Annotated in this window: 20 protein-coding genes and 1 other annotated feature; all 20 genes read right to left on the bottom strand. The window is 43.6% G+C overall.

Annotation, left to right across the window (positions count from 1 at the left end):
* Positions 1-15 precede the first annotated feature (15 nt).
* Positions 16-324 carry a 30S ribosomal protein S10 gene (gene rpsJ / locus BK139_RS19245; protein WP_009336571.1) on the bottom strand — a complete coding sequence of 103 codons (309 nt, stop codon included), beginning with the start codon at positions 322-324 and terminating at the stop codon, positions 16-18.
* A 493-nt stretch (positions 325-817) separates the two neighbouring features.
* On the bottom strand, positions 818-2,005 hold the full coding sequence (gene tuf / locus BK139_RS19240) for an elongation factor Tu (RefSeq protein WP_076262039.1): 1,188 nt from the start codon (positions 2,003-2,005) through the stop codon (positions 818-820).
* Positions 2,006-2,124: 119 nt separating this feature from the next.
* Positions 2,125-4,203 carry an elongation factor G gene (gene fusA, locus BK139_RS19235; RefSeq protein WP_076262036.1) on the bottom strand — a complete coding sequence of 693 codons (2,079 nt, stop codon included), beginning with the start codon at positions 4,201-4,203 and terminating at the stop codon, positions 2,125-2,127.
* Between the two features lie 51 nt (positions 4,204-4,254).
* A complete protein-coding gene (gene rpsG, locus BK139_RS19230) occupies positions 4,255-4,725 on the bottom strand; it encodes a 30S ribosomal protein S7 (RefSeq protein ID WP_009336565.1) in 471 nt (156 codons plus the stop codon).
* Positions 4,726-4,767: 42 nt separating this feature from the next.
* A complete protein-coding gene (rpsL, locus tag BK139_RS19225) occupies positions 4,768-5,190 on the bottom strand; it encodes a 30S ribosomal protein S12 (RefSeq protein WP_009336562.1) in 423 nt (140 codons plus the stop codon).
* 103 nt (positions 5,191-5,293) lie between these two features.
* Positions 5,294-5,542: a 50S ribosomal protein L7ae-like protein gene (locus tag BK139_RS19220; RefSeq protein ID WP_076262034.1), complete on the bottom strand. Its 249-nt coding sequence runs from the start codon at positions 5,540-5,542 to the stop codon at positions 5,294-5,296.
* Positions 5,543-5,698: 156 nt separating this feature from the next.
* Positions 5,699-9,298, bottom strand: a complete 3,600-nt coding sequence (rpoC, locus tag BK139_RS19215) for a DNA-directed RNA polymerase subunit beta' (protein WP_076262032.1) — start codon at positions 9,296-9,298, stop codon at positions 5,699-5,701.
* Positions 9,299-9,428: 130 nt separating this feature from the next.
* The gene (gene rpoB / locus BK139_RS19210) at positions 9,429-12,983 is read right to left on the bottom strand and encodes a DNA-directed RNA polymerase subunit beta (protein WP_076262030.1); all 3,555 of its coding nucleotides are present in this window, start codon (positions 12,981-12,983) and stop codon (positions 9,429-9,431) included.
* Positions 12,984-13,357: 374 nt separating this feature from the next.
* Positions 13,358-13,960 (bottom strand): class I SAM-dependent methyltransferase, encoded by a 603-nt coding sequence (locus BK139_RS19205; protein WP_076262027.1) that lies wholly within the window; start codon positions 13,958-13,960, stop codon positions 13,358-13,360.
* Positions 13,961-14,187: 227 nt separating this feature from the next.
* Positions 14,188-14,553, bottom strand: a complete 366-nt coding sequence (gene rplL / locus BK139_RS19200; RefSeq protein ID WP_076262025.1) for a 50S ribosomal protein L7/L12 — start codon at positions 14,551-14,553, stop codon at positions 14,188-14,190.
* Between the two features lie 57 nt (positions 14,554-14,610).
* On the bottom strand, positions 14,611-15,111 hold the full coding sequence (rplJ, locus tag BK139_RS19195; protein ID WP_076262022.1) for a 50S ribosomal protein L10: 501 nt from the start codon (positions 15,109-15,111) through the stop codon (positions 14,611-14,613).
* A gap of 35 nt (positions 15,112-15,146) precedes the next feature.
* Positions 15,147-15,286 (bottom strand) — a sequence feature (ribosomal protein L10 leader region).
* A 50-nt stretch (positions 15,287-15,336) separates the two neighbouring features.
* Positions 15,337-16,080: a 50S ribosomal protein L1 gene (rplA, locus tag BK139_RS19190; RefSeq protein ID WP_341036569.1), complete on the bottom strand. Its 744-nt coding sequence runs from the start codon at positions 16,078-16,080 to the stop codon at positions 15,337-15,339.
* A 154-nt stretch (positions 16,081-16,234) separates the two neighbouring features.
* A complete protein-coding gene (rplK, locus tag BK139_RS19185; RefSeq protein ID WP_009336545.1) occupies positions 16,235-16,660 on the bottom strand; it encodes a 50S ribosomal protein L11 in 426 nt (141 codons plus the stop codon).
* A gap of 211 nt (positions 16,661-16,871) precedes the next feature.
* Positions 16,872-17,405: a transcription termination/antitermination protein NusG gene (nusG, locus tag BK139_RS19180; RefSeq protein ID WP_076262016.1), complete on the bottom strand. Its 534-nt coding sequence runs from the start codon at positions 17,403-17,405 to the stop codon at positions 16,872-16,874.
* Positions 17,406-17,537: 132 nt separating this feature from the next.
* Positions 17,538-17,720 (bottom strand): preprotein translocase subunit SecE, encoded by a 183-nt coding sequence (gene secE, locus BK139_RS19175; protein ID WP_035332319.1) that lies wholly within the window; start codon positions 17,718-17,720, stop codon positions 17,538-17,540.
* A gap of 134 nt (positions 17,721-17,854) precedes the next feature.
* Entirely contained in the window at positions 17,855-17,998 is a 144-nt protein-coding gene (gene rpmG, locus BK139_RS19170; RefSeq protein WP_076262013.1) for a 50S ribosomal protein L33, read from the bottom strand.
* A 99-nt stretch (positions 17,999-18,097) separates the two neighbouring features.
* Positions 18,098-18,754, bottom strand: coding sequence for an RNA polymerase sporulation sigma factor SigH (sigH, locus tag BK139_RS19165; RefSeq protein ID WP_076262104.1), 657 nt, complete (start codon positions 18,752-18,754; stop codon positions 18,098-18,100).
* 70 nt (positions 18,755-18,824) lie between these two features.
* Positions 18,825-19,334, bottom strand: a complete 510-nt coding sequence (locus BK139_RS19160; protein ID WP_035332323.1) for an NYN domain-containing protein — start codon at positions 19,332-19,334, stop codon at positions 18,825-18,827.
* Between the two features lie 2 nt (positions 19,335-19,336).
* Positions 19,337-20,080, bottom strand: coding sequence for a 23S rRNA (guanosine(2251)-2'-O)-methyltransferase RlmB (rlmB, locus tag BK139_RS19155; protein ID WP_061793008.1), 744 nt, complete (start codon positions 20,078-20,080; stop codon positions 19,337-19,339).
* Positions 20,077-20,502: a Mini-ribonuclease 3 gene (locus BK139_RS19150; protein ID WP_076262010.1), complete on the bottom strand. Its 426-nt coding sequence runs from the start codon at positions 20,500-20,502 to the stop codon at positions 20,077-20,079. Before BK139_RS19150 ends, rlmB begins: the two co-directional genes overlap by 4 nt.
* Between the last annotated feature and the right edge of the window lie 3 nt (positions 20,503-20,505).

Raw genomic sequence — 20,505 nt, 5'->3', positions numbered from 1 at the left:
ATGATTATTTATTGATTAAAGTTTGATTTCGATATCTACACCAGACGGTAAGTCTAAACGCATTAGTGAATCAACCGTTTGTGGTGTTGGGTTAACGATGTCGATTAGACGTTTATGCGTACGCATTTCGAACTGTTCACGAGAGTCTTTGTACTTGTGAACCGCTCGCAGGATTGTGTAAATAGACTTTTCAGTTGGTAATGGAATCGGACCTGAAACAGCCGCACCAGAACGTTTTGCAGTCTCAACAATCTTTTCTGCTGATTGATCAAGAATTCTGTGATCATACGCTTTTAAACGAATACGAATTTTTTGTTTTGCCATTATTTTCCCTCCTTTTCGCCTATTTTAATATAGACATTCTCCGTGAAAATTTCCCACACACTCGCCATGGCAAAGCGGCCGGGTGTGTCAGCAACCTTTCACATCATCGCAGTCAAAGACCAACATTGTCTATTATACAGAAACAATAAATGAAATGCAACAAGTAAATGTTATTTCTTTTTGTTCCGCACACTTTTACTATTATAACTGCTGTGTATTGAGTTTTCAATAGTATAGGAAGAAGTCTAACTATTTGCACTGTGAGTAATTGAATATAAAAATATAGTGGTGATTATATATAGAAGAAAAGCGGTTTTATTCGGGAGTTTTAATGGAGGAATGATATCTTTATAATTGCAAGCAGCACCGTAAGAATTATTATTGAAATTGAAATTGTGCTTTTTATTCCATTCATCTCTTTATGTATTAAAATATTGAGAAAGCACATAAAAAAACAGATGGGTCGTCACCCATCTGTTTTTATTAGTTGAAATTACTCAGTGATTGTAGCAACTACGCCAGCGCCTACAGTACGTCCACCCTCACGGATAGAGAACTTAGTACCTTCTTCGATAGCGATTGGAGCGATTAGTTCTACAGTCATTTCGATGTTATCTCCAGGCATAACCATTTCTACGCCTTCAGGAAGATTACAGATACCAGTTACATCAGTTGTACGGAAGTAGAACTGAGGACGGTAGTTAGTGAAGAATGGAGTATGACGTCCACCTTCTTCTTTTGAAAGAACGTATACTTCAGCTTTGAACTTAGTGTGTGGAGTGATTGAACCTGGTTTAGCAAGTACTTGTCCACGTTGGATATCTTCACGTGCAACACCACGAAGAAGGGCACCAATGTTGTCTCCAGCTTCAGCATAGTCAAGAAGCTTACGGAACATTTCTACACCAGTTACAGTAGTTGATTTTGGCTCTTCAGCAAGACCGATGATTTCGATAACGTCACCGACTTTAACTTGTCCACGCTCAACACGTCCTGTAGCAACAGTACCACGGCCAGTAATTGAGAAAACATCCTCAACAGGCATCATGAATGGCTTGTCAGTGTCACGAGTTGGAGTTGGGATGTACTCGTCAACTGCTGCCATAAGTTCTTCGATTTTAGCTTCCCACTCAGCTTCTCCTTCAAGAGCTTTAAGAGCAGAACCTTTGATTACAGGAATGTCATCACCAGGGAATTCGTACTCAGAAAGAAGGTCACGAACTTCCATTTCTACTAATTCAAGTAGTTCTTCATCGTCAACCATGTCACACTTGTTCATGAATACAACAAGGAAAGGAACACCAACCTGACGAGAAAGAAGGATGTGCTCACGAGTTTGTGGCATTGGGCCGTCAGCAGCAGAAACAACTAGGATTCCGCCGTCCATTTGTGCAGCACCAGTGATCATGTTTTTAACATAGTCAGCGTGACCTGGGCAGTCAACGTGTGCATAGTGACGGTTTTCAGTTTCGTACTCAACGTGTGCAGTTGAGATTGTGATTCCACGCTCGCGCTCTTCTGGAGCCGCGTCGATTTGATCGTATCCGCGTGCTTCACCGCCGCCTTTTTTAGAAAGAACAGTTGTGATAGCTGCAGTTAAAGTAGTTTTACCATGGTCAACGTGTCCGATAGTACCGATGTTAACATGGGGTTTTGAACGGTCAAATTTAGCTTTTGCCATTTGAAATTTCCTCCTTCAGATTATAAAAGTTAAGTATTTGATGCCGTGGAGAGGTTTCCCTTTCCACAGCGCTTTTAGCCTACAATAGTAGTTATACTTTATTGAAAAGGTAAAATCAATTATTCACCTTTATTTTTTTTGATGATTTCTTCAGAAATTGATTTTGGAACTTCTTCATAATGGTCGAAGTGCATTGAGAATGTACCGCGTCCCTGCGTGTTAGAACGCAATGAAGTTGCATATCCAAACATTTCTGATAGTGGAACCATCGCACGAACTACTTGCGCGTTACCGCGAGCTTCCATACCTTCAACGCGTCCACGGCGTGAAGTTACATCACCCATGATGTCTCCCATGTATTCTTCAGGGATTACGACTTCAACCTTCATAACCGGCTCAAGAATTACAGGGTTACATTTTGACGCAGCGTTTTTAAGTGCCATAGATGCAGCAATCTTAAACGCCATTTCAGAGGAGTCAACATCATGGTATGAACCGTCAAATAAACGGGCTTTGATGTCAACCATTGGGAATCCGGCAAGTACTCCTCTATCCAGAGAGTCTTCAAGACCCGCTTGAACAGCTGGGATGTATTCACGAGGAACGACACCACCAACGATTCCGTTTTCGAATTCGAAGCCTTTTCCTTCTTCATTAGGACTAAATTCGATCCAAACGTGACCGAATTGTCCGCGTCCACCGGATTGACGTGCGAATTTACCTTCAACCTGAGCTGAACCGCGGAAAGTTTCACGGTATGCAACCTGAGGAGCACCTACGTTAGCTTCCACTTTAAATTCACGTCTCATACGGTCAACAAGGATATCAAGGTGAAGCTCACCCATACCCGCGATGATAACCTGTCCAGTTTCCTGGTCAGTATGAGCGCGGAATGTAGGATCTTCTTCTTGAAGTTTTTGAAGAGCTGTTGTCATCTTATCTTGGTCAGCCTTTGATTTAGGCTCGATAGATAATGAGATAACCGGCTCTGGGAATTCCATAGACTCAAGAATAACAAGACTCTTTTCATCACATAGAGTATCCCCTGTTGTAGTGTCTTTAAGACCTACAGCAGCTGCGATATCTCCAGCGTGTACTACTGAGATCTCTTCACGGGAATTCGCATGCATTTGCAGGATACGTCCTACACGCTCACGCTTTCCTTTAGTAGAGTTCTGTACATATGAACCGGAGTTCAATGTACCGGAATACACACGGAAGAATGTAAGTTTACCAACATAAGGGTCGGTCATAACTTTAAATGCAAGTGCAGAGAATGGTGCATCATCGCTTGAAGGACGAGTAACCTCTTCTTCAGTATCCGGAGTTGTACCTTTAATAGAAGGTACATCAAGTGGAGATGGAAGGTAGTCGATTACTGCATCAAGCATTTTTTGAACACCTTTGTTTTTGAACGCAGAACCACAGATAACTGGGTAGAATTCAACGTTTACTGTACCTTTACGAATAGCAGCTTTTAGCTCTTCGTTAGTGATTTCTTCACCGCCAAGGTATTTCTCCATTAATTCTTCATCAAGTTCAGCTACCGCTTCAATTAGCTTTTCACGGTACTCTTCTGCTTGATCTACGTATTCAGCTGGAATTTCACGGTCTTCGATATCAGTACCCAAGTCGTTTCCGTAGAATGTAGCTTTCATTTCAATTAAGTCGATGATGCCTTCGAATTGATCTTCAGCACCAATCGGTAATTGAATTGCAGCTGCATTCGCTTGAAGACGATCATGAAGAGTCTTCAATGAGTACAAGAAGTCTGCACCGATTTTATCCATTTTGTTTACGAATACCACGCGTGGTACTCCGTAAGTAGTAGCCTGACGCCAAACTGTTTCAGTTTGAGGCTCAACACCTGACTGTGCATCAAGTACAGCTACCGCACCATCAAGAACACGAAGTGAACGTTCAACTTCAACTGTGAAGTCTACGTGTCCAGGAGTGTCAATGATGTTAACGCGGTGGCCTTTCCACTGTGCAGTTGTCGCAGCAGAAGTGATTGTGATTCCACGCTCTTGCTCCTGCTCCATCCAGTCCATCTGTGAAGCACCTTCGTGCGTTTCACCGATTTTGTGGATACGGCCAGTGTAGTAAAGTACACGTTCAGTAGTAGTTGTTTTACCGGCATCGATGTGAGCCATGATACCGATATTACGAGTATTTTCTAAGGAGAACTCTCTAGCCATTGGGTCTTTCTCCTTCCTAGTATGAGTGTTATTTTAGTTAAGCAGTATATCTTACCAGCGGTAGTGAGCAAACGCTTTGTTTGCTTCTGCCATTTTGTGTGTATCTTCACGTTTCTTAACAGATGCACCAGTGTTGTTAGCTGCATCAAGGATTTCGTTAGCTAAACGCTCTTCCATAGTCTTTTCACCGCGAAGACGCGCATAGTTTACTAACCAGCGAAGACCAAGAGTAGTACGGCGGTCAGGACGCACCTCAACTGGTACCTGATAGTTTGCACCACCTACACGGCGTGCTCTAACTTCAAGTACAGGCATGATGTTTTTAAGCGCCTGATCGAAAACTTCCATTGGTTCTTTGCCAGTGCGCTCGCTGATGATATCGAACGCAGAGTAAAGAATTGCTTGAGATTTACCTCTCTTACCATCGATCATCATTTTGTTGATCAGACGGCTAACTAGCTTTGAGTTGTAAATCGGATCCGGCAATACGTCTCTTTTTGCTACAGGACCTTTACGTGGCATGGATTGTTCCTCCTTTCAAAGATGGTTGTCTATTAATTAGAATTATTTTTTAGCTGCTTTTGGACGCTTAGCACCGTATTTAGAACGGCCTTGCATACGGTTGTTAACACCAGCAGTATCTAAAGCGCCGCGCACGATATGGTAACGCACACCCGGTAAGTCTTTTACACGTCCTCCACGGATAAGAACAACACTGTGCTCTTGAAGGTTGTGCCCGATACCAGGGATGTAAGCATTAACCTCGATACCATTTGTTAAACGAACACGAGCATATTTACGTAATGCAGAGTTCGGTTTCTTTGGAGTCATTGTACCAACACGAGTACAAACACCACGCTTTTGAGGTGAAGCTACATTTGTTTGAGCTTTCTTGAAGCTGTTGTAGCCTTTGTTAAGAGCAGGTGAGTTTGACTTCTCAGACTTAGTTTGACGAGGCTTGCGCACTAATTGATTAATAGTAGGCATTTGATTTTTCCTCCCTTCGAATTTGTTTAAGCCCACACATCCAGGTGGTTCATTTTGTTGCAAAAACAAAGTTCTTGCAGATACCAATCTACAAAAACAGTTTTTAAATAGATATGGCAACAGCTGCTGCCCCAACTTCGATTCCACATGCCTTTCCGAGTTTTTTCATCGAATCGACATACACAATCGGAACGTTCATCTCATTCGCTGTACTAACCACTTTCGCTGTAACCCTAGGATCAGCATCACTGGCGACTACGACTTCATCGATTGTTCCCAGTTTAAGAGCTTTGACTGTTTGCTTTGTTCCTACAATAATACTTTTTGCCTGCAATACTTTATCATAAGACATTTACGACATCCTCCAAAGTATCCGGTGAATAGGAGCACCTTTGCTATAGTAACACCTTCATATTTCAATGTCAACAAGCAAAATGATTTTTATTTCGTTTATTCACTATAAAATGCGGCACTTGCTTTCAAATAAGCAAGCACCGCAATGATTACATTATTCTACAGTAACAGTATCTTCAGCAGCTTCCTCGTTTGTATAAGGTTCTGCTCTTCTGTATCGCTGCATACCTGTTCCAGCAGGAACAAGCTTACCAATAATTACATTTTCTTTCAGACCAAGAAGCTCATCGCGCTTGCCTTTGATCGCTGCATCGGTAAGAACTCTTGTTGTCTCCTGGAAGGATGCTGCTGATAAGAATGAATCTGTTTCAAGAGAAGCTTTTGTAATACCCAGCAGAACCGGACGTCCTGTAGCAGGCATTTTACCAGCAAGAAGGGCTTTTTCATTGGCATCTGTAAATTGATGGATATCAAGCAGTGTACCTGGAAGCACATCTGTTTCTGCCGCATCAATTACACGCACTTTGCGAAGCATCTGGCGGACCATTACCTCGATGTGCTTATCGCCGATTTCAACACCCTGCATGCGGTATACCTTCTGAACTTCACGCAGCAAGTATTCTTGAACAGCTGTTACATCTCTCACTTTAATTAACTCTTTAGGGTCAATAGAACCTTCAGTCAGTTCCTGTCCACGGACTACTTCGTCGTTTACAGCTACTTTTAAGCGGGCTGTATAAGGTGCTGTGTAAGTCTTAGACTCAACTTCACCCTGGACAACAATCTCCTGCTGGCGGTCGCGTCCTTCGTTGAGGCCGACTACTACACCATCGATCTCTGAAATAACTGCCTGACCTTTAGGATTACGCGCTTCGAAAATTTCCTGAATACGCGGTAAACCTTGAGTGATATCATCTCCTGCTACACCGCCGGTATGGAAGGTACGCATCGTTAACTGTGTACCTGGTTCACCGATGGATTGGGCAGCGATAATACCTACTGCTTCACCAACTTCAACCTCTTGGCCGGTAGCTAAGTTGCGGCCGTAGCACTTCTTACATACACCATGGCGGGTGTTGCAAGTGAATGCTGAACGGATCCATACCTTTTCAATGCCGGCTGAAACAATTTCAACTGCAATATCTTCAGTGATCAATCCATTTTCAGGCACGATCACTTCATTTGTCTCAGGATGCTTGATATTTCTTCTTGCATATCGGCCAATCAGACGCTCTTCAAGCGCTTCAATGACTTCAGTACCATCCTTGAGGGATGCGATAAGCAAGCCGCGGTCAGTTCCGCAATCGTCGTCACGAACGATGACATCCTGCGCAACATCAACAAGACGGCGAGTCAGGTAACCTGAGTCAGCTGTTTTAAGAGCCGTATCGGCAAGACCTTTACGGGCACCGTGTGTGGAAATAAAGTACTCGAGTACTGTTAAGCCTTCACGGAAACTCGATTTGATCGGTAATTCAATGATACGTCCAGCCGGGTTGGCCATCAGTCCGCGCATACCGGCTAACTGAGTGAAGTTGGACGCGTTACCACGGGCACCGGAGTCACTCATCATGAAGATCGGGTTGGATTTATCCAATGACTTCATTAATTTTGCCTGGATATTATCTTTCGCTGCACTCCAGATTGAAATAACACGATCATAACGCTCATCTTCAGTAATAAGACCGCGTCTGAACTGTTTCATTACATTATCAACCTTGCTCTGTGCTTCCTGGATAATTTCCTGCTTCTCCTTTAATACTACGATATCAGCAACACCGACTGTGATACCGGCTTTTGTGGAGTGCCTGAATCCAAGGTTCTTCATGCGGTCAAGCATTTTAGACGTTTCCGTAATTTTGAAGCGTTTAAAGACTTCCGCAATGATGTTTCCGAGGATTTTTTTCTTAAACGGATCTACCAGAGGCATTTCCTTGATAACGGCAGCTACATCAGTAGCAGGCTCTACAAAATATTTCACAGGAGTTTCAATCTCAAGGTTTTCTTTTGTAGGCTCGTTAATGTAAGGGAATGTTTCAGGCAGAATTTCGTTGAAAATAAGCTTTCCAACCGTAGTCAATAAAAGCTTCTTATTTTGTTCTTCAGTGAAAGTCTGATTATTTAAGGACCCAGCATGGACAGCTACTCTTGTATGCAAGTGCACATATCCATTTTGATAAGCAAGCAGCGCTTCGCTTGTATCTTTAAAAATCATACCTTCGCCAACTGCACCGGCTCTTTCTAGTGTCAGGTAATAGTTGCCTAGTACCATATCCTGAGAAGGAGTAACAACTGGCTTACCGTCTTTCGGATTCAGAATGTTCTGTGCTGCCAGCATCAGCAAGCGGGCTTCTGCCTGTGCTTCAGCTGAAAGCGGCACGTGAACAGCCATTTGGTCACCGTCAAAGTCTGCGTTGTAAGCAGTACATACAAGCGGGTGAAGACGAATAGCGCGTCCTTCAACCAATGTCGGTTCGAATGCCTGAATGCCGAGCCTGTGAAGAGTTGGGGCACGGTTAAGCAATACAGGGTGCTCTTTAATAACACTTTCAAGAACATCCCAAACTTCCGGCTGTACTCTTTCAATTTTGCGTTTTGCAGATTTGATGTTGTGGGCTAAGCCCTTCTCCACTAATTCCTTCATAACGAATGGCTTGAATAATTCCAATGCCATTTCTTTTGGAAGTCCGCACTGGTACATTTTTAAGTTTGGTCCTACGACGATAACCGAACGTCCGGAATAGTCAACACGCTTACCAAGCAAGTTCTGGCGGAAGCGTCCTTGTTTCCCTTTAAGCATATGCGATAGTGATTTTAACGGACGGTTTCCTGGTCCAGTTACCGGTCTTCCGCGGCGGCCGTTATCAATTAGCGCATCTACAGCTTCCTGAAGCATGCGTTTTTCGTTCTGAACGATAATGCTTGGAGCACCAAGGTCCAATAAACGCTTCAAACGGTTGTTGCGGTTGATTACACGGCGGTACAGATCATTCAGGTCGGAAGTGGCAAAACGTCCGCCATCCAGCTGTACCATTGGACGAAGCTCCGGAGGAATAACCGGAAGAACGTCGAGAATCATCCAGGAAGGTTCATTTCCAGAACCTCGGAAAGCTTCAAGTACTTCCAGGCGCTTGATTGCACGAGTGCGTCGCTGGCCCTGGGCGGTTTTCAGTTCCTCTTTAAGGGTATCTACATCTTTGTTGAGATCTATGTCAGAAAGAAGCTTCTTAATGGATTCAGCACCCATGGATGCCTGGAACTTGTTTCCGTATTTTTCACGGTATGCACGGTATTCTTTTTCAGAAAGCAGCTGCTTCTTCTCAAGAGCCGTATCGCCAGGATCCGTTACAACATAAGAAGCGAAGTAAATAACTTCCTCAAGTGCACGAGGAGACATGTCCAGCACAAGACCCATACGGCTTGGGATGCCCTTGAAATACCAAATGTGGGATACAGGGGCTGCAAGTTCAATATGGCCCATTCTTTCACGGCGGACTTTCGCACGTGTTACTTCAACGCCGCATCGGTCACAGACCACGCCTTTGTATCGAACACGCTTATACTTTCCACAGTGACATTCCCAGTCTTTCGTCGGTCCGAAAATGCGCTCGCAGAATAGACCGTCTTTTTCTGGTTTTAATGTACGATAGTTGATCGTTTCAGGCTTCTTAACTTCACCATGTGACCAAGAACGTATCTTATCCGGTGAAGCAAGACCTATTTTCATATACTCGAAATTGTTTACATCTAGCAAGGGGCCTACCTCCCTTTTGATCTCCGGGTTTTACCCTTATTGCTCAAACAGCAGCAAAGTGCCAATAATATCCCCAGCGGCATCCGCCATGTAAGGCGGAGCGCCCAGGGATGAAGGAATTTATATGAAATTATTCTTTCGTAACTACTTGCTCTTCGTTTTGCGTTTCCGGAGCGATTGTCAATGATTCAGCCTGCTGAACTTCATCTTCATCTTCCATGTCGCGCATTTCAATTTCTTCTTCATCGCCGGATAGAATCTTAACATCCATACCTAAACTTTGAAGCTCTTTGATCAGTACCTTGAATGATTCCGGTACACCTGGTTCAGGAACATTCTCGCCTTTGACGATTGATTCATAAGTCTTAACACGTCCAACTACGTCATCGGACTTAACTGTTAAGATTTCCTGAAGTGTATAGGCAGCACCATATGCTTCAAGTGCCCATACCTCCATCTCACCGAAACGCTGTCCGCCGAACTGAGCTTTACCGCCCAATGGCTGCTGCGTAACAAGAGAGTAAGGTCCTGTTGAACGGGCATGAAGCTTATCGTCAACCATGTGTGCCAGTTTGATCATATACATGACACCGACAGATACACGGTTGTCGAACGGCTCGCCTGAACGTCCATCATAAAGAACAGTCTTCGCATCACGCGCCATGCCTGCTTCTTCGATCGTTGACCATACATCTTCCTCACGTGCACCATCGAATACAGGAGATGCAACATGGATGCCAAGAGCTCTGGCAGCCATACCAAGGTGAAGCTCAAGCACCTGTCCGATGTTCATACGCGATGGAACCCCAAGAGGGTTTAACATGATGTCTACTGGAGTGCCATCCGGCAGGTAAGGCATATCTTCTTCCGGTAAAATACGGGAGATAACACCTTTGTTACCGTGACGTCCGGCCATCTTGTCACCTTCAGAGATTTTACGCTTCTGAACGATATATACACGTACAAGCTGGTTAACACCTGGAGGAAGCTCATCTCCGTCTTCTCTGTTAAACACTTTAACATCCAGTACAATTCCGCCTCCGCCATGTGGCACACGAAGGGATGTATCACGGACTTCACGTGCTTTTTCACCAAAGATTGCGTGCAATAGCCTTTCTTCAGCTGTCAGTTCCGTTACCCCTTTAGGAGTTACTTTACCAACTAGAAGATCGCCATCTTTTACTTCCGCACCTGTACGGATAATTCCGCGTTCGTCCAGGTTGCGCAGTGCATCTTCCCCAACGTTAGGGATATCTCTTGTGATCTCTTCAGGTCCAAGCTTTGTATCGCGTGATTCTGATTCATATTCTTCAATATGGATGGATGTATAAACATCATCTTTTACAAGGCGCTCACTCATGATGATCGCATCCTCGTAGTTATAGCCATCCCAAGTCATGAACGCTACAAGAACGTTGCGTCCAAGAGCTAATTCACCAAGTTCCATGGAAGGACCGTCAGCAAGGATTTCTCCTTTTGTTACACGGTTGCCAACAGCGACGATAGGACGCTGGTTGTAGCAGGTTCCCTGGTTGGATCGGATGAATTTAAGCATTCTGTATTTATCAAGATCGCCTTTAACTTCCTGGCCATCTACATTTTGAATACGGCGAACCCAAACTTCGCGGGCTTCTACATGCTCAACAATTCCCTCATGCTTACAGATGACTGCTGCACCTGAGTCTTTACCTGATACATATTCCATACCAGTTCCGACTCTTGGCGCTTCCGGCTGCATCAATGGCACAGCCTGACGCTGCATGTTCGCTCCCATCAGGGCGCGGTTGGAGTCATCGTTTTCAAGGAATGGGATACATGCTGTCGCAGCAGATACTACCTGTTTCGGCGATACATCCATGTAGTCAACACGGTCGCGTTTGACAACTGTGTTCTCACCTTTGAAACGGGCAACTACTTCTTCGTCAAGGAATGAACCATCGTCACCAAGAAGTGCATTTGCCTGAGCCACTACATAGTTATCCTCTTCATCGGCTGTCAGATAGTCGATGCGGGATGTAACTTTTCCGGTCTCAGGGTCGATTCGGCGATATGGTGTTTCGATAAAGCCGAAGCGGTTCACCTTCGCAAATGAAGATAAGGAGTTAATCAGACCGATGTTTGGTCCCTCCGGCGTTTCAATCGGACACATACGTCCATAGTGAGAGTAGTGAACGTCACGGACTTCGAAACCGGCACGTTCACGCGTCAGACCGCCAGGCCCCAGCGCAGAAAGACGGCGCTTATGTGTAAGTTCAGCAAGCGGATTTGTCTGGTCCATGAACTGGGACAACTGAGAGCTTCCAAAGAACTCTTTAATTGACGCAATAACAGGGCGGATATTAATCAGCTGCTGAGGTGTAATCGTATTAGTATCCTGGATGGACATTCTCTCGCGGACCACACGCTCCATACGGGATAAACCGATGCGGAACTGGTTCTGCAATAGTTCTCCGACTGAACGAAGACGTCTGTTTCCAAGATGGTCAATATCATCTGTATCTCCTACAGAATGCAGAAGGTTAAAGAAATAGCTGATAGATGCGATGATGTCAGAAGGTGCAATGTTTTTCACTGCTTCTTCCACATAGGCATTGCCGATCACATTGATGACCTTTTCACCATCTTCATTAGGCGCGTAAATCTTAATAGACTGAAGCAATACTTCATCATCTACTACTCCGCCTAATAGGCTTACCGTTTTGAAGCCGATATCCTTCTCAAGGTTAGGAAGAATGCGGTCTAATGTACGGCGGTCAAGTGTAACGCCTTTTTCCGCAATGATTTCGCCAGTTTCTGGATCCACAAGCGTTTCAGCCAGTTTTTGGCCAAACAGGCGGTTTTTAATATGAAGCTTCTTATTGATCTTATAACGTCCAACGTTCGCAAGGTCATAACGTTTTGGATCAAAGAATCTTGAGACAAGCAAGCTTTTTGCATTTTCGACCGTTGGCGGCTCGCCCGGACGAAGACGCTCATAGATTTCAAGAAGCGCTTTTTCAGTGCTTTCCGTATTGTCTTTCTCAAGCGTATTGCGAATGTACTCGTTGTCTCCAACCAAATCGATGATCTCTTGATCAGAGCCGAACCCAAGTGCACGCAAAAGAACCGTAACGGGCAGTTTCCGAGTACGATCTATTCTGACGTATACGACGTCTTTGGCATCTGTTTCATACTCAAGCCATGCGCCGCGGTTCGGGATTACGGTTGCTGTATAGCCTTTTTTCCCGTTTTTATCAAGCTTTCCACTGAAGTATACGCTCGGAGAACGCACTAACTGGGATACAATGACACGTTCCGCTCCATTAATAACGAACGTACCTGTCTCTGTCATAAGCGGGAAGTCACCCATAAAGACATCCTGGTCTTTAACTTCGCCTGTTTCTTTGTTTACAAGACGCACTTTCACACGTAAAGGTGCAGAATATGTAACATCTCGTTCTTTCGATTCCTCAACGGAATATTTTGGTTCGCCAAGGCTGTAATCAATAAATTCAAGCGACAAATTACCAGTAAAGTCTTCAATCGGAGAAATATCATGGAACATTTCTCGTAAACCCTCATCAAGAAACCATTGATAAGAAGAGGTTTGGATTTCGATTAGATTTGGTAATTCTAAAACTTCACTGATTCGTGCGTAACTTCTACGTTGGCGGTGTCGTCCATACTGAACTAGTTGACCTGTCAACTGATTCACCCCTCAAATCAAGCGTTATTGTTGCTAATAGCAATTTATATCATCCTATAAGAAAAGCAATGAGCGCCTGCCTATCGGTTCAGGTATTAGCAACTGAACCGATGGCGCACGAAGCCAGCCAGTAAAACTGGCCCAGAAGCAGGCTTTTCCCCGAAAAAGCACAGGGACATAAAGCCAAACCTCCATTCTTATAAGACAAAAAGAAAAAGGGTTTTCACTTCAAAAACCACATTTTCACAATACGACTATTATTTTGTTAGCTTTCCCATTAAAACCAAATTTATACAACTATTAGATAAATTTAGTTATAAATAGAAATATAATATGTTGGCATTTTACAATGCTAACATAGCAAAAAAGTCAAGTCAATCTTTTTTTGCTCTTAATATAAAATAGCCTTTTTTCTTTTCTGCTGTCTCCACTTCATCGAATAACTCTGTCAGTTTATCGATCGCGGATGGGGCGCCCTGTTTTTTCTGGATGACAACCCATAGCTCTCCGCCCGATATCAGAGCCTCAAAGCTTTGTTCAAAAATATCATGCACTATCTTTTTCCCGGCGCGGATTGGCGGGTTTGTCAGGATAGCCGCAAACTTATTGCCTTTCGTACTTTCAAGACGGTCACTTTCATAGATTTGGACATTCTTGATGCCATTCAATTCAGCATTTTCCTTCGCCAGTCCAAGAGCCCTCTCATTTACATCAACCATATGAACAGTCCGTTCCGGCATAAGCTTTGCAGCAGTCAGCCCGATAGGTCCATATCCGCAGCCGACATCGAGAATATTCCCATCCGCTTCCGGCTGTTCAAATGTTTCGATTAATAATTTTGACCCAAAATCCACTTCACCCTTTGAAAAAACACCGTTGTCTGTTTTAAAGCGGAACGGGAATTCCTTTAAAGTATAGCTCCAGGTTTTAGGGCTGCTATCAACTTGCTGTGTTTTGGAATAGTAGTGTTCAGACATGAAATCACCTCCAGGAGTATATATAAGAAGATAAAAGGAGAATCACAATTATGTGGTTTCGAAGGAATTATATAGGATTGCCCATTAAAAAGCAAAAAGTTATAACAAAAGCGTAATGGCTGAAGCTAGACGGAGACAAACTAATCCACAGTTATATACATTTCGCTCTTTTTAATATTTTCCAAAACAAAAAGCCCGCTTAAGCAGCGGACTTTTCATAAAGGCTATTACTTAACTTCAACGCCAGCTCCAACTTCTTCAAGCTTAGCTTTAACTTCTTCAGCTTCTTCTTTAGAAATGCCTTCTTTAAGAGCTTTTGGAGTGTTGTCAACAAGTTCTTTCGCTTCTTTAAGTCCAAGACCTGTGATTTCACGTACCACTTTGATAACTTTGATTTTTTGGTCGCCTGCAGAAGCAAGAACAACGTCAAATTCAGTTTGCTCTTCAGCAGCGCCACCAGCAGCAGCTCCGCCCATCATTGCTACTGGAGCAGCAGCAGTTACACCGAATTCTTCTTCAATAGCTTTTACTAAGTCGTTTAGTTCTAAAACAGTCATAGATTTAACTGCTTCAATGATTTGTTCTTTAGTCATGATTATGTTTCCTCCTTATTTTTGGTTTGAATCTATTAGTTTAACGCTAAAATTAACTTACGCGCCTTGTTCTTCTTTTTGATCTGCAACAGCTTTTGCAGCAAGAGCAAGATTGCGGATAGGTGCTTGAAGTACGCTGAGTAGCATAGAAAGCAAGCCTTCGCGTGATGGTAGTTCAGCAAGAGCTTTGATATCTTCTACTGAAGCGATATTTCCTTCAATTACACCTGCTTTAATTTCAAGTGCTTCATGCTTTTTCGCGAAATCATTAAGGATTTTCGCTGGAGCAACTACATCTTCTGTGCTGAACGCGATTGCGTTAGGTCCAGTTAAAGAATCGTTTAAACCTGAAAGTTCAGCAGCTTCAGCAGCACGGCGAGTCATTGAATTCTTGTATACTTTGAATTCCACGCCAGCTTCACGAAGCTGTTTACGAAGTTCAGTAACTTCAGCAACAGTAAGACCACGGTAGTCAACAACAACTGTTGATAAACTTGATTTAAGCTTATCAGCAATTTCGTCTACGATTTGTTTCTTTTGTTCGATAATGCTGCTCATCCTTACACCTCCTGTAGAATTTTTCTACATTCATACCGTCCAATAAAAAACCTCCACGACTTTGCAGACATGGAGGAAGTATACAATAGCAAGAAAAAGCAATTCTATCGTAATACCTCGGCAGGGAATTAAGCAATTAAGCACCTGCTGTCTACGGCACAAATGTTATTATATTTTAACAACAAAATACATATTACACCATGTATTTCAGAATGTCAATTGGTATTATTTTACTGCAACAGATGAAGGATCTACTTTAACGCCAGGTCCCATTGTAGAAGTAACAGAAACGTTCTTCATGTAAGTTCCTTTAGCAGCAGCAGGCTTCACTTTCATCATTGTGTCGAAAATAGTGTTGAAGTTTTCAACAAGCTTTTCGTCTTCGAAAGATACTTTACCGATTGGCACGTGGATGTTACCAGCTTTGTCAACACGGTATTCAACTTTACCTGCTTTGATTTCGTTAACTGCTTTTTGAACGTCAAAAGTAACTGTGCCAGTCTTAGGGTTTGGCATTAAGCCTTTAGGTCCTAATACGCGGCCAAGTTTACCAACTTCACCCATCATGTCAGGTGTAGCAACGATTACATCAAAGTCGAACCAGCCTTGGCTGATTTTGTTGATGTATTCAGAATCACCTACGAAATCTGCTCCAGCAGCTTCTGCTTCTTTCGCTTTTTCGCCTTTAGCGAATACAAGAACGCGCTGAGTTTTACCAGTTCCGTTTGGAAGAACAACTGCTCCACGGATTTGCTGATCAGCTTTCTTAGGGTCAACTCCAAGGCGGAATGCTACCTCAACAGTTGCATCAAATTTTGCAAAATTAGTTTTCTTCGTAAGTTCAATTGCTTCAGCAATCGGGTAAGCTTTTGAAGAATCAACAAGCTTCACAGCTTCTGCGTACTTCTTACTTTTTTTAGCCATTTTTATTTCCTCCTTGATTGTGGTTTTAGCGGAATAACCTCCCACGAGTAAAAGCGGAGGCGCCTGGTTCAAAGGCGCCGCAGCTCGACACGAAAAGCGGAGGCGCCCATTAAGGCGCCCGCTCTTGACAGAACAAAGGTTGCGAGTGAAACCAAATTCAACGTCGCAACCTCATCCCTTAATCTGCTTCATACATGGATTAGTCTTCGATTACGATACCCATGCTGCGTGCAGTACCTTCAACCATACGCATTGCAGCTTCTACGCTTGCAGCGTTTAGATCAGGCATCTTTGTTTCAGCAATCTCGCGTACCTTGTCACGCTTGACTGTTGCTACTTTATTACGGTTTGGTTCACCAGAACCAGACTCGATTCCAGCCGCCTTCTTAAGAAGAACTGCAGCAGGAGGAGTTTTCGTAATAAATGTAAATGAACGGTCTTCAAAAACCGTGATTTCTACAGGAATGATTAAGCCAGCTTGTTCAGCTGTACGAGCGTTAAATTCCTTACAGAATCCCATGATGTTAACACCTGCTTGACCTAGTGCCGGTCCTACCGGTGGTGCAGGGTTCGCTTTACCTGCAGGGATTTGCAGCTTTACAAGTTTGATTACTTTTTTAGCCACGAGACACACCTCCTTAAAGTCCGTGATGTGGTAATAGGGAAAGTTCCCTCCCACTCAACTTATAGTCTTTATATTAAGATAAAGAACTTTTAACTACTGTCCAGTCTCTTTGTCCGAGACATACTGACCTTTGAAATATTATCACTTTTCAAAGCCAATTTCAAGTTTTTTTACAAAGATATATAAAAGTACTTTCACAGAAGGCTGATTCTTACAGTTTTTCAATCTGTGAAAAATCAAGTTCAACCGGAGTGTCACGGCCAAACATGTTCACAAGCACTTTAATCTTTGCCTTATCTTTATCAATATCTTCAATCGAGCCTGTGAAGTTCGCAAACGGACCTTCGTTCACCTTAACCGTTTCCCCGATTTCAAAGTTGATATCAAAGCGGGCTTCTTCAACACCCATATGCTTAAGAATATGAGTAACTTCCTCAGGCAATAGCGGAGTCGGCTTTGAGCCTGAACCTGCCGAACCTACGAATCCGGTTACACCCGGAGTATTCCTTACTACATACCAGGAATCATCTGTCATCACGATTTCTACCAGTACATAACCAGGGAAGACCTTGCGCTTCACTACTTTTTTCTTGCCGTTCTTAAATTCTGTTTCTTCTTCTTCAGGGACTACCACCCGAAAGATCTTATCTTGCATACCCATTGATTCAACACGTTTCTCCAGATTGGCTTTCACTTTATTTTCATAGCCGGAGTACGTATGAACAACATACCAATTCTTTTCCATTCACGAGGACTTGTTCGTCCTTCCCTCCCTGTATTCAACAATTTATTATTTTTCTCCAAATTAAAAAACCCGTTTCCGGGCTTTGCAAATGTTTCCTGTGTTATTCTCCATTATACCATGGAAACTCAGGGGTTATTCAAGAATTATACGAATCAATTCAGAAATTCCCAGGTCAAGCACTGCAAAAAACAGAGCGAAGAACGTTACTGTAGCAAGAACGGTAACAGTATAGCTTGTCAGCTCTTTGCGTTTAGGCCAGCTGACCTTTCTCATTTCCCGGCCAACTTCACGGAAAAAATTCACGATGCGCTGCATTTCGTAACCCCCAACTTTCGAAAGATATATCCTTTAACAAGAAGCGAAAGCGGCTTCAAATCAGACCGGTCTTCCAATCTGCCTAAAACACTCAGCTTCAGTCTATTAAAAGAACAAACTTCTTATCTATATAATCACTTTGTTTCTTTATGGATCGTATGAGCACTGCATGTGCTGCAGAATTTCTTCAATTCCAGCCGAACAGCTTCATTTTTTCCCGCAGTGGAATAGTTCCTGGAACCACATACGGAGCAAGCTAAAATCACTTTTTTTGTCATATTTCCACCTACTAAGTCACATTACGCCCTTAAAACTTTAACATGCACCCTAAAACATGTCAATAACTGCAAAAAAGGCAAGGTGTTGGGAAATTCTGTCTACAGGGAAAATTCACGCACTTCCAGATATCTTTCCAGCTTTCTTTTTACCCGCTGAAGAGCATTGTCAATCGATTTAACATGCCGGTTCAGTTCTTCGGAAATTTCCTGATAGGACTGCCCATCCAGATAAAGAGCAAGCACCTTGCGTTCAAGGTCACTCAAAAGCTCGGACATTTTCACTTCAATATGATCAAATTCTTCCTGGTTGATAATCAGCTCTTCAGGGTCCATAACCTTCGCCCCGGAGATTACATCCATAAGCGTTCTGTCCGATTCCTCATCATAAATGGGCTTGTCCAGAGACACATATGAGTTCAGCGGAATATGCTTTTGGCGGGTCGCCGTCTTAATGGCGGTTATGATTTGCCTGGTGATGCACAGCTCGGCAAACGCTTTAAATGAAGACAGCTTGTCCTCTTTAAAGTCACGGATCGCCTTGTATAAGCCGATCATCCCCTCTTGTACAATATCTTCTTTATCTGCGCCAATCAAAAAATAGGATCTTGCTTTTGCCCGGACAAAGTTGCGGTACTTATGAATCAGATAATCCAGCGCCTCACTCTCGCCCTTATGCACGAGCTCCACTATTTCTTCGTCCTCTAGCTGTATAAAGTCTATAAGATTTTCTTCGATTGTCTTGAAGTCAGCACTCACTAGGATCCCCCCGACCGTACAAGCATGGTTAGAAACATTATACAGCACGGTTTTTTCAAGCGTCAACCGCTCATTGGCCTCCTCTGCGCCATTTTTCGAAAATTTCTGCCACTTCATCACTGAGAGGTATCTTGGAAACCGGCTTTTTCTCCTGAATTTTTTTTACTTTTTTTTCGATGCTGCTTTCAATCAAATTCATTTCATTCAGCAGCTCCCTCGCTGATTTCCTTAGGGCCCCCTGGCCAAATATGACCCATTGCTCTGTAAAATCGGAGGTTGCCACATGAATTTGGGTTTTAATATTGCTGAGATCAATAGCCAGTTTTTCGATGCGTTCATCTGCCGTTTCATTATTCCGCGTAAAAATAACTTCGATCTTTGAATTCTTAAACTTTTTTTCCGTGCCCTTTACATAATGGGCATCAAATACGACAATCACTCTGTACCCGGAATATCCCTGGTACTCGGCCATTTTTTCAATCAGGCGGTCTCTGGCTGATGATAAATCCTTGTTTTTGAGCTCCCTGAGTTCTGGCCAAGCACCAATTATGTTGTATCCGTCAACAAGAAGGATGTCCATTTTTATCCCTCAAGCGGGTGCCGTTTCCGGTAAACCTCATACATGAGCAGTGCAGCCGCAACTGATGCGTTAAGGGAAGTAACATGTCCAGCCATCGGCAGGTTAATGAGGAAGTCGCATTTATCACGTATCAGGCGGCCCATTCCTTTACCTTCACTGCCAATCACAAGACCTAAAGGCATCGCCCCATCCATCTGACGGTAGTCCTGTTTCCCTTTTGCATCCGTACCGGCGATCCAGACGCCTCTTTCTTTTAATTCATCAATCGTTCTGGCCATATTGGTAACACGGACAACCGGAATATACTCGATCGCACCTGTTGAAGCTTTAGCTACCGTTGCTGTCAGCCCGACCGCTCTCCTCTTCGGAATAATGATCCCATGGGCACCCACTGCATCGGCCGTTCTCATGATGGATCCCAGATTGTGCGGATCTTCAATTTCATCCAGCAGCAGGAAGAATGGTGCTTCATTTTTCTTTTCTGCAGCAGCAAACAAATCATCGATTTCAGCATATTGATACGCAGCAACCTGTGCGATAACGCCTTGATGGTTTCCCTCTGCCATCCCATCTATTTTTTTCTTAGGCACAAACTGGACCAGCACCCCGGCGGCCTTCGCCAAACCGATTACCTGCTGCATTTGCCCGCTTTGCGATCCTTCTGCAATAAAAATCTTATTAATATCCCTCTCTGACTTCAATGCTTCGATGACGGGATTCTTCCCAATGATAAAATCCTGGCTCATTTTACCGCTCCTCCTTTCTTTTTCTCAACTAAATCTATGGATTCCAGAATCAGCTCTTCCATGCGCTCCTGTCTTTTCGCTAAAAACAGATAGCCAATCAGCGATTCAAAAGCTGTGCTGTATCTGTATGTTTGGACATCTGTATTTTTCGGCACCGAACCGGACTTGGCATTCCGCCCCCTTCGGACGACTGCCAGTTCTTCTTCAGTCAGCCGTTCAGCGTCTATTAATTCATGAATGATCAGGGACTGGGCTTTTGCAGAAACATACCGGGTCGCCTCCTTATGGAGAAAATGAGGCCGGACCCGTCCATTTTGCAGGAGATGGTGGCGTATATAGGTCTCAAATACTGCATCTCCCATATACGCCAGGGCAAGACTATTCAATTGTTTTTCATCTACATTGTTATCATAGTGAAGCATTGC

Source organism: Paenibacillus sp. FSL R5-0490, from assembly GCF_001956215.1.
Taxonomy (GTDB): domain Bacteria; phylum Bacillota; class Bacilli; order Bacillales; family Cytobacillaceae; genus Cytobacillus.
Note: the sequence above shows the minus strand (reverse complement) of the source record. Positions and strands in the feature narration are given on the sequence as shown.

Excerpts from the sequence above, each read along its gene's own strand:
- rpsJ (WP_009336571.1), bottom strand. The coding sequence starts at position 324 with ATGGCAAAACAAAAAATTCGTATTCGTTTAAAAGCGTATGATCACAGA.
- tuf (WP_076262039.1), bottom strand. The coding sequence starts at position 2,005 with ATGGCAAAAGCTAAATTTGACCGTTCAAAACCCCATGTTAACATCGGT.
- fusA (WP_076262036.1), bottom strand. The coding sequence starts at position 4,203 with ATGGCTAGAGAGTTCTCCTTAGAAAATACTCGTAATATCGGTATCATG.
- rpsG (WP_009336565.1), bottom strand. The coding sequence starts at position 4,725 with ATGCCACGTAAAGGTCCTGTAGCAAAAAGAGACGTATTGCCGGATCCG.
- rpsL (WP_009336562.1), bottom strand. The coding sequence starts at position 5,190 with ATGCCTACTATTAATCAATTAGTGCGCAAGCCTCGTCAAACTAAGTCT.
- BK139_RS19220 (WP_076262034.1), bottom strand. The coding sequence starts at position 5,542 with ATGTCTTATGATAAAGTATTGCAGGCAAAAAGTATTATTGTAGGAACA.
- BK139_RS19205 (WP_076262027.1), bottom strand. The coding sequence starts at position 13,960 with ATGTCTGAACACTACTATTCCAAAACACAGCAAGTTGATAGCAGCCCT.
- rplL (WP_076262025.1), bottom strand. The coding sequence starts at position 14,553 with ATGACTAAAGAACAAATCATTGAAGCAGTTAAATCTATGACTGTTTTA.
- rplJ (WP_076262022.1), bottom strand. The coding sequence starts at position 15,111 with ATGAGCAGCATTATCGAACAAAAGAAACAAATCGTAGACGAAATTGCT.
- nusG (WP_076262016.1), bottom strand. The coding sequence starts at position 17,405 with ATGGAAAAGAATTGGTATGTTGTTCATACGTACTCCGGCTATGAAAAT.
- secE (WP_035332319.1), bottom strand. The coding sequence starts at position 17,720 with ATGCAGCGCATCGTGAATTTTTTCCGTGAAGTTGGCCGGGAAATGAGA.
- rpmG (WP_076262013.1), bottom strand. The coding sequence starts at position 17,998 with ATGACAAAAAAAGTGATTTTAGCTTGCTCCGTATGTGGTTCCAGGAAC.
- BK139_RS19160 (WP_035332323.1), bottom strand. The coding sequence starts at position 19,334 with ATGGACATCCTTCTTGTTGACGGATACAACATAATTGGTGCTTGGCCA.
- rlmB (WP_061793008.1), bottom strand. The coding sequence starts at position 20,080 with ATGAGCCAGGATTTTATCATTGGGAAGAATCCCGTCATCGAAGCATTG.
- BK139_RS19150 (WP_076262010.1), bottom strand. The coding sequence starts at position 20,502 with ATGCTTCACTATGATAACAATGTAGATGAAAAACAATTGAATAGTCTT.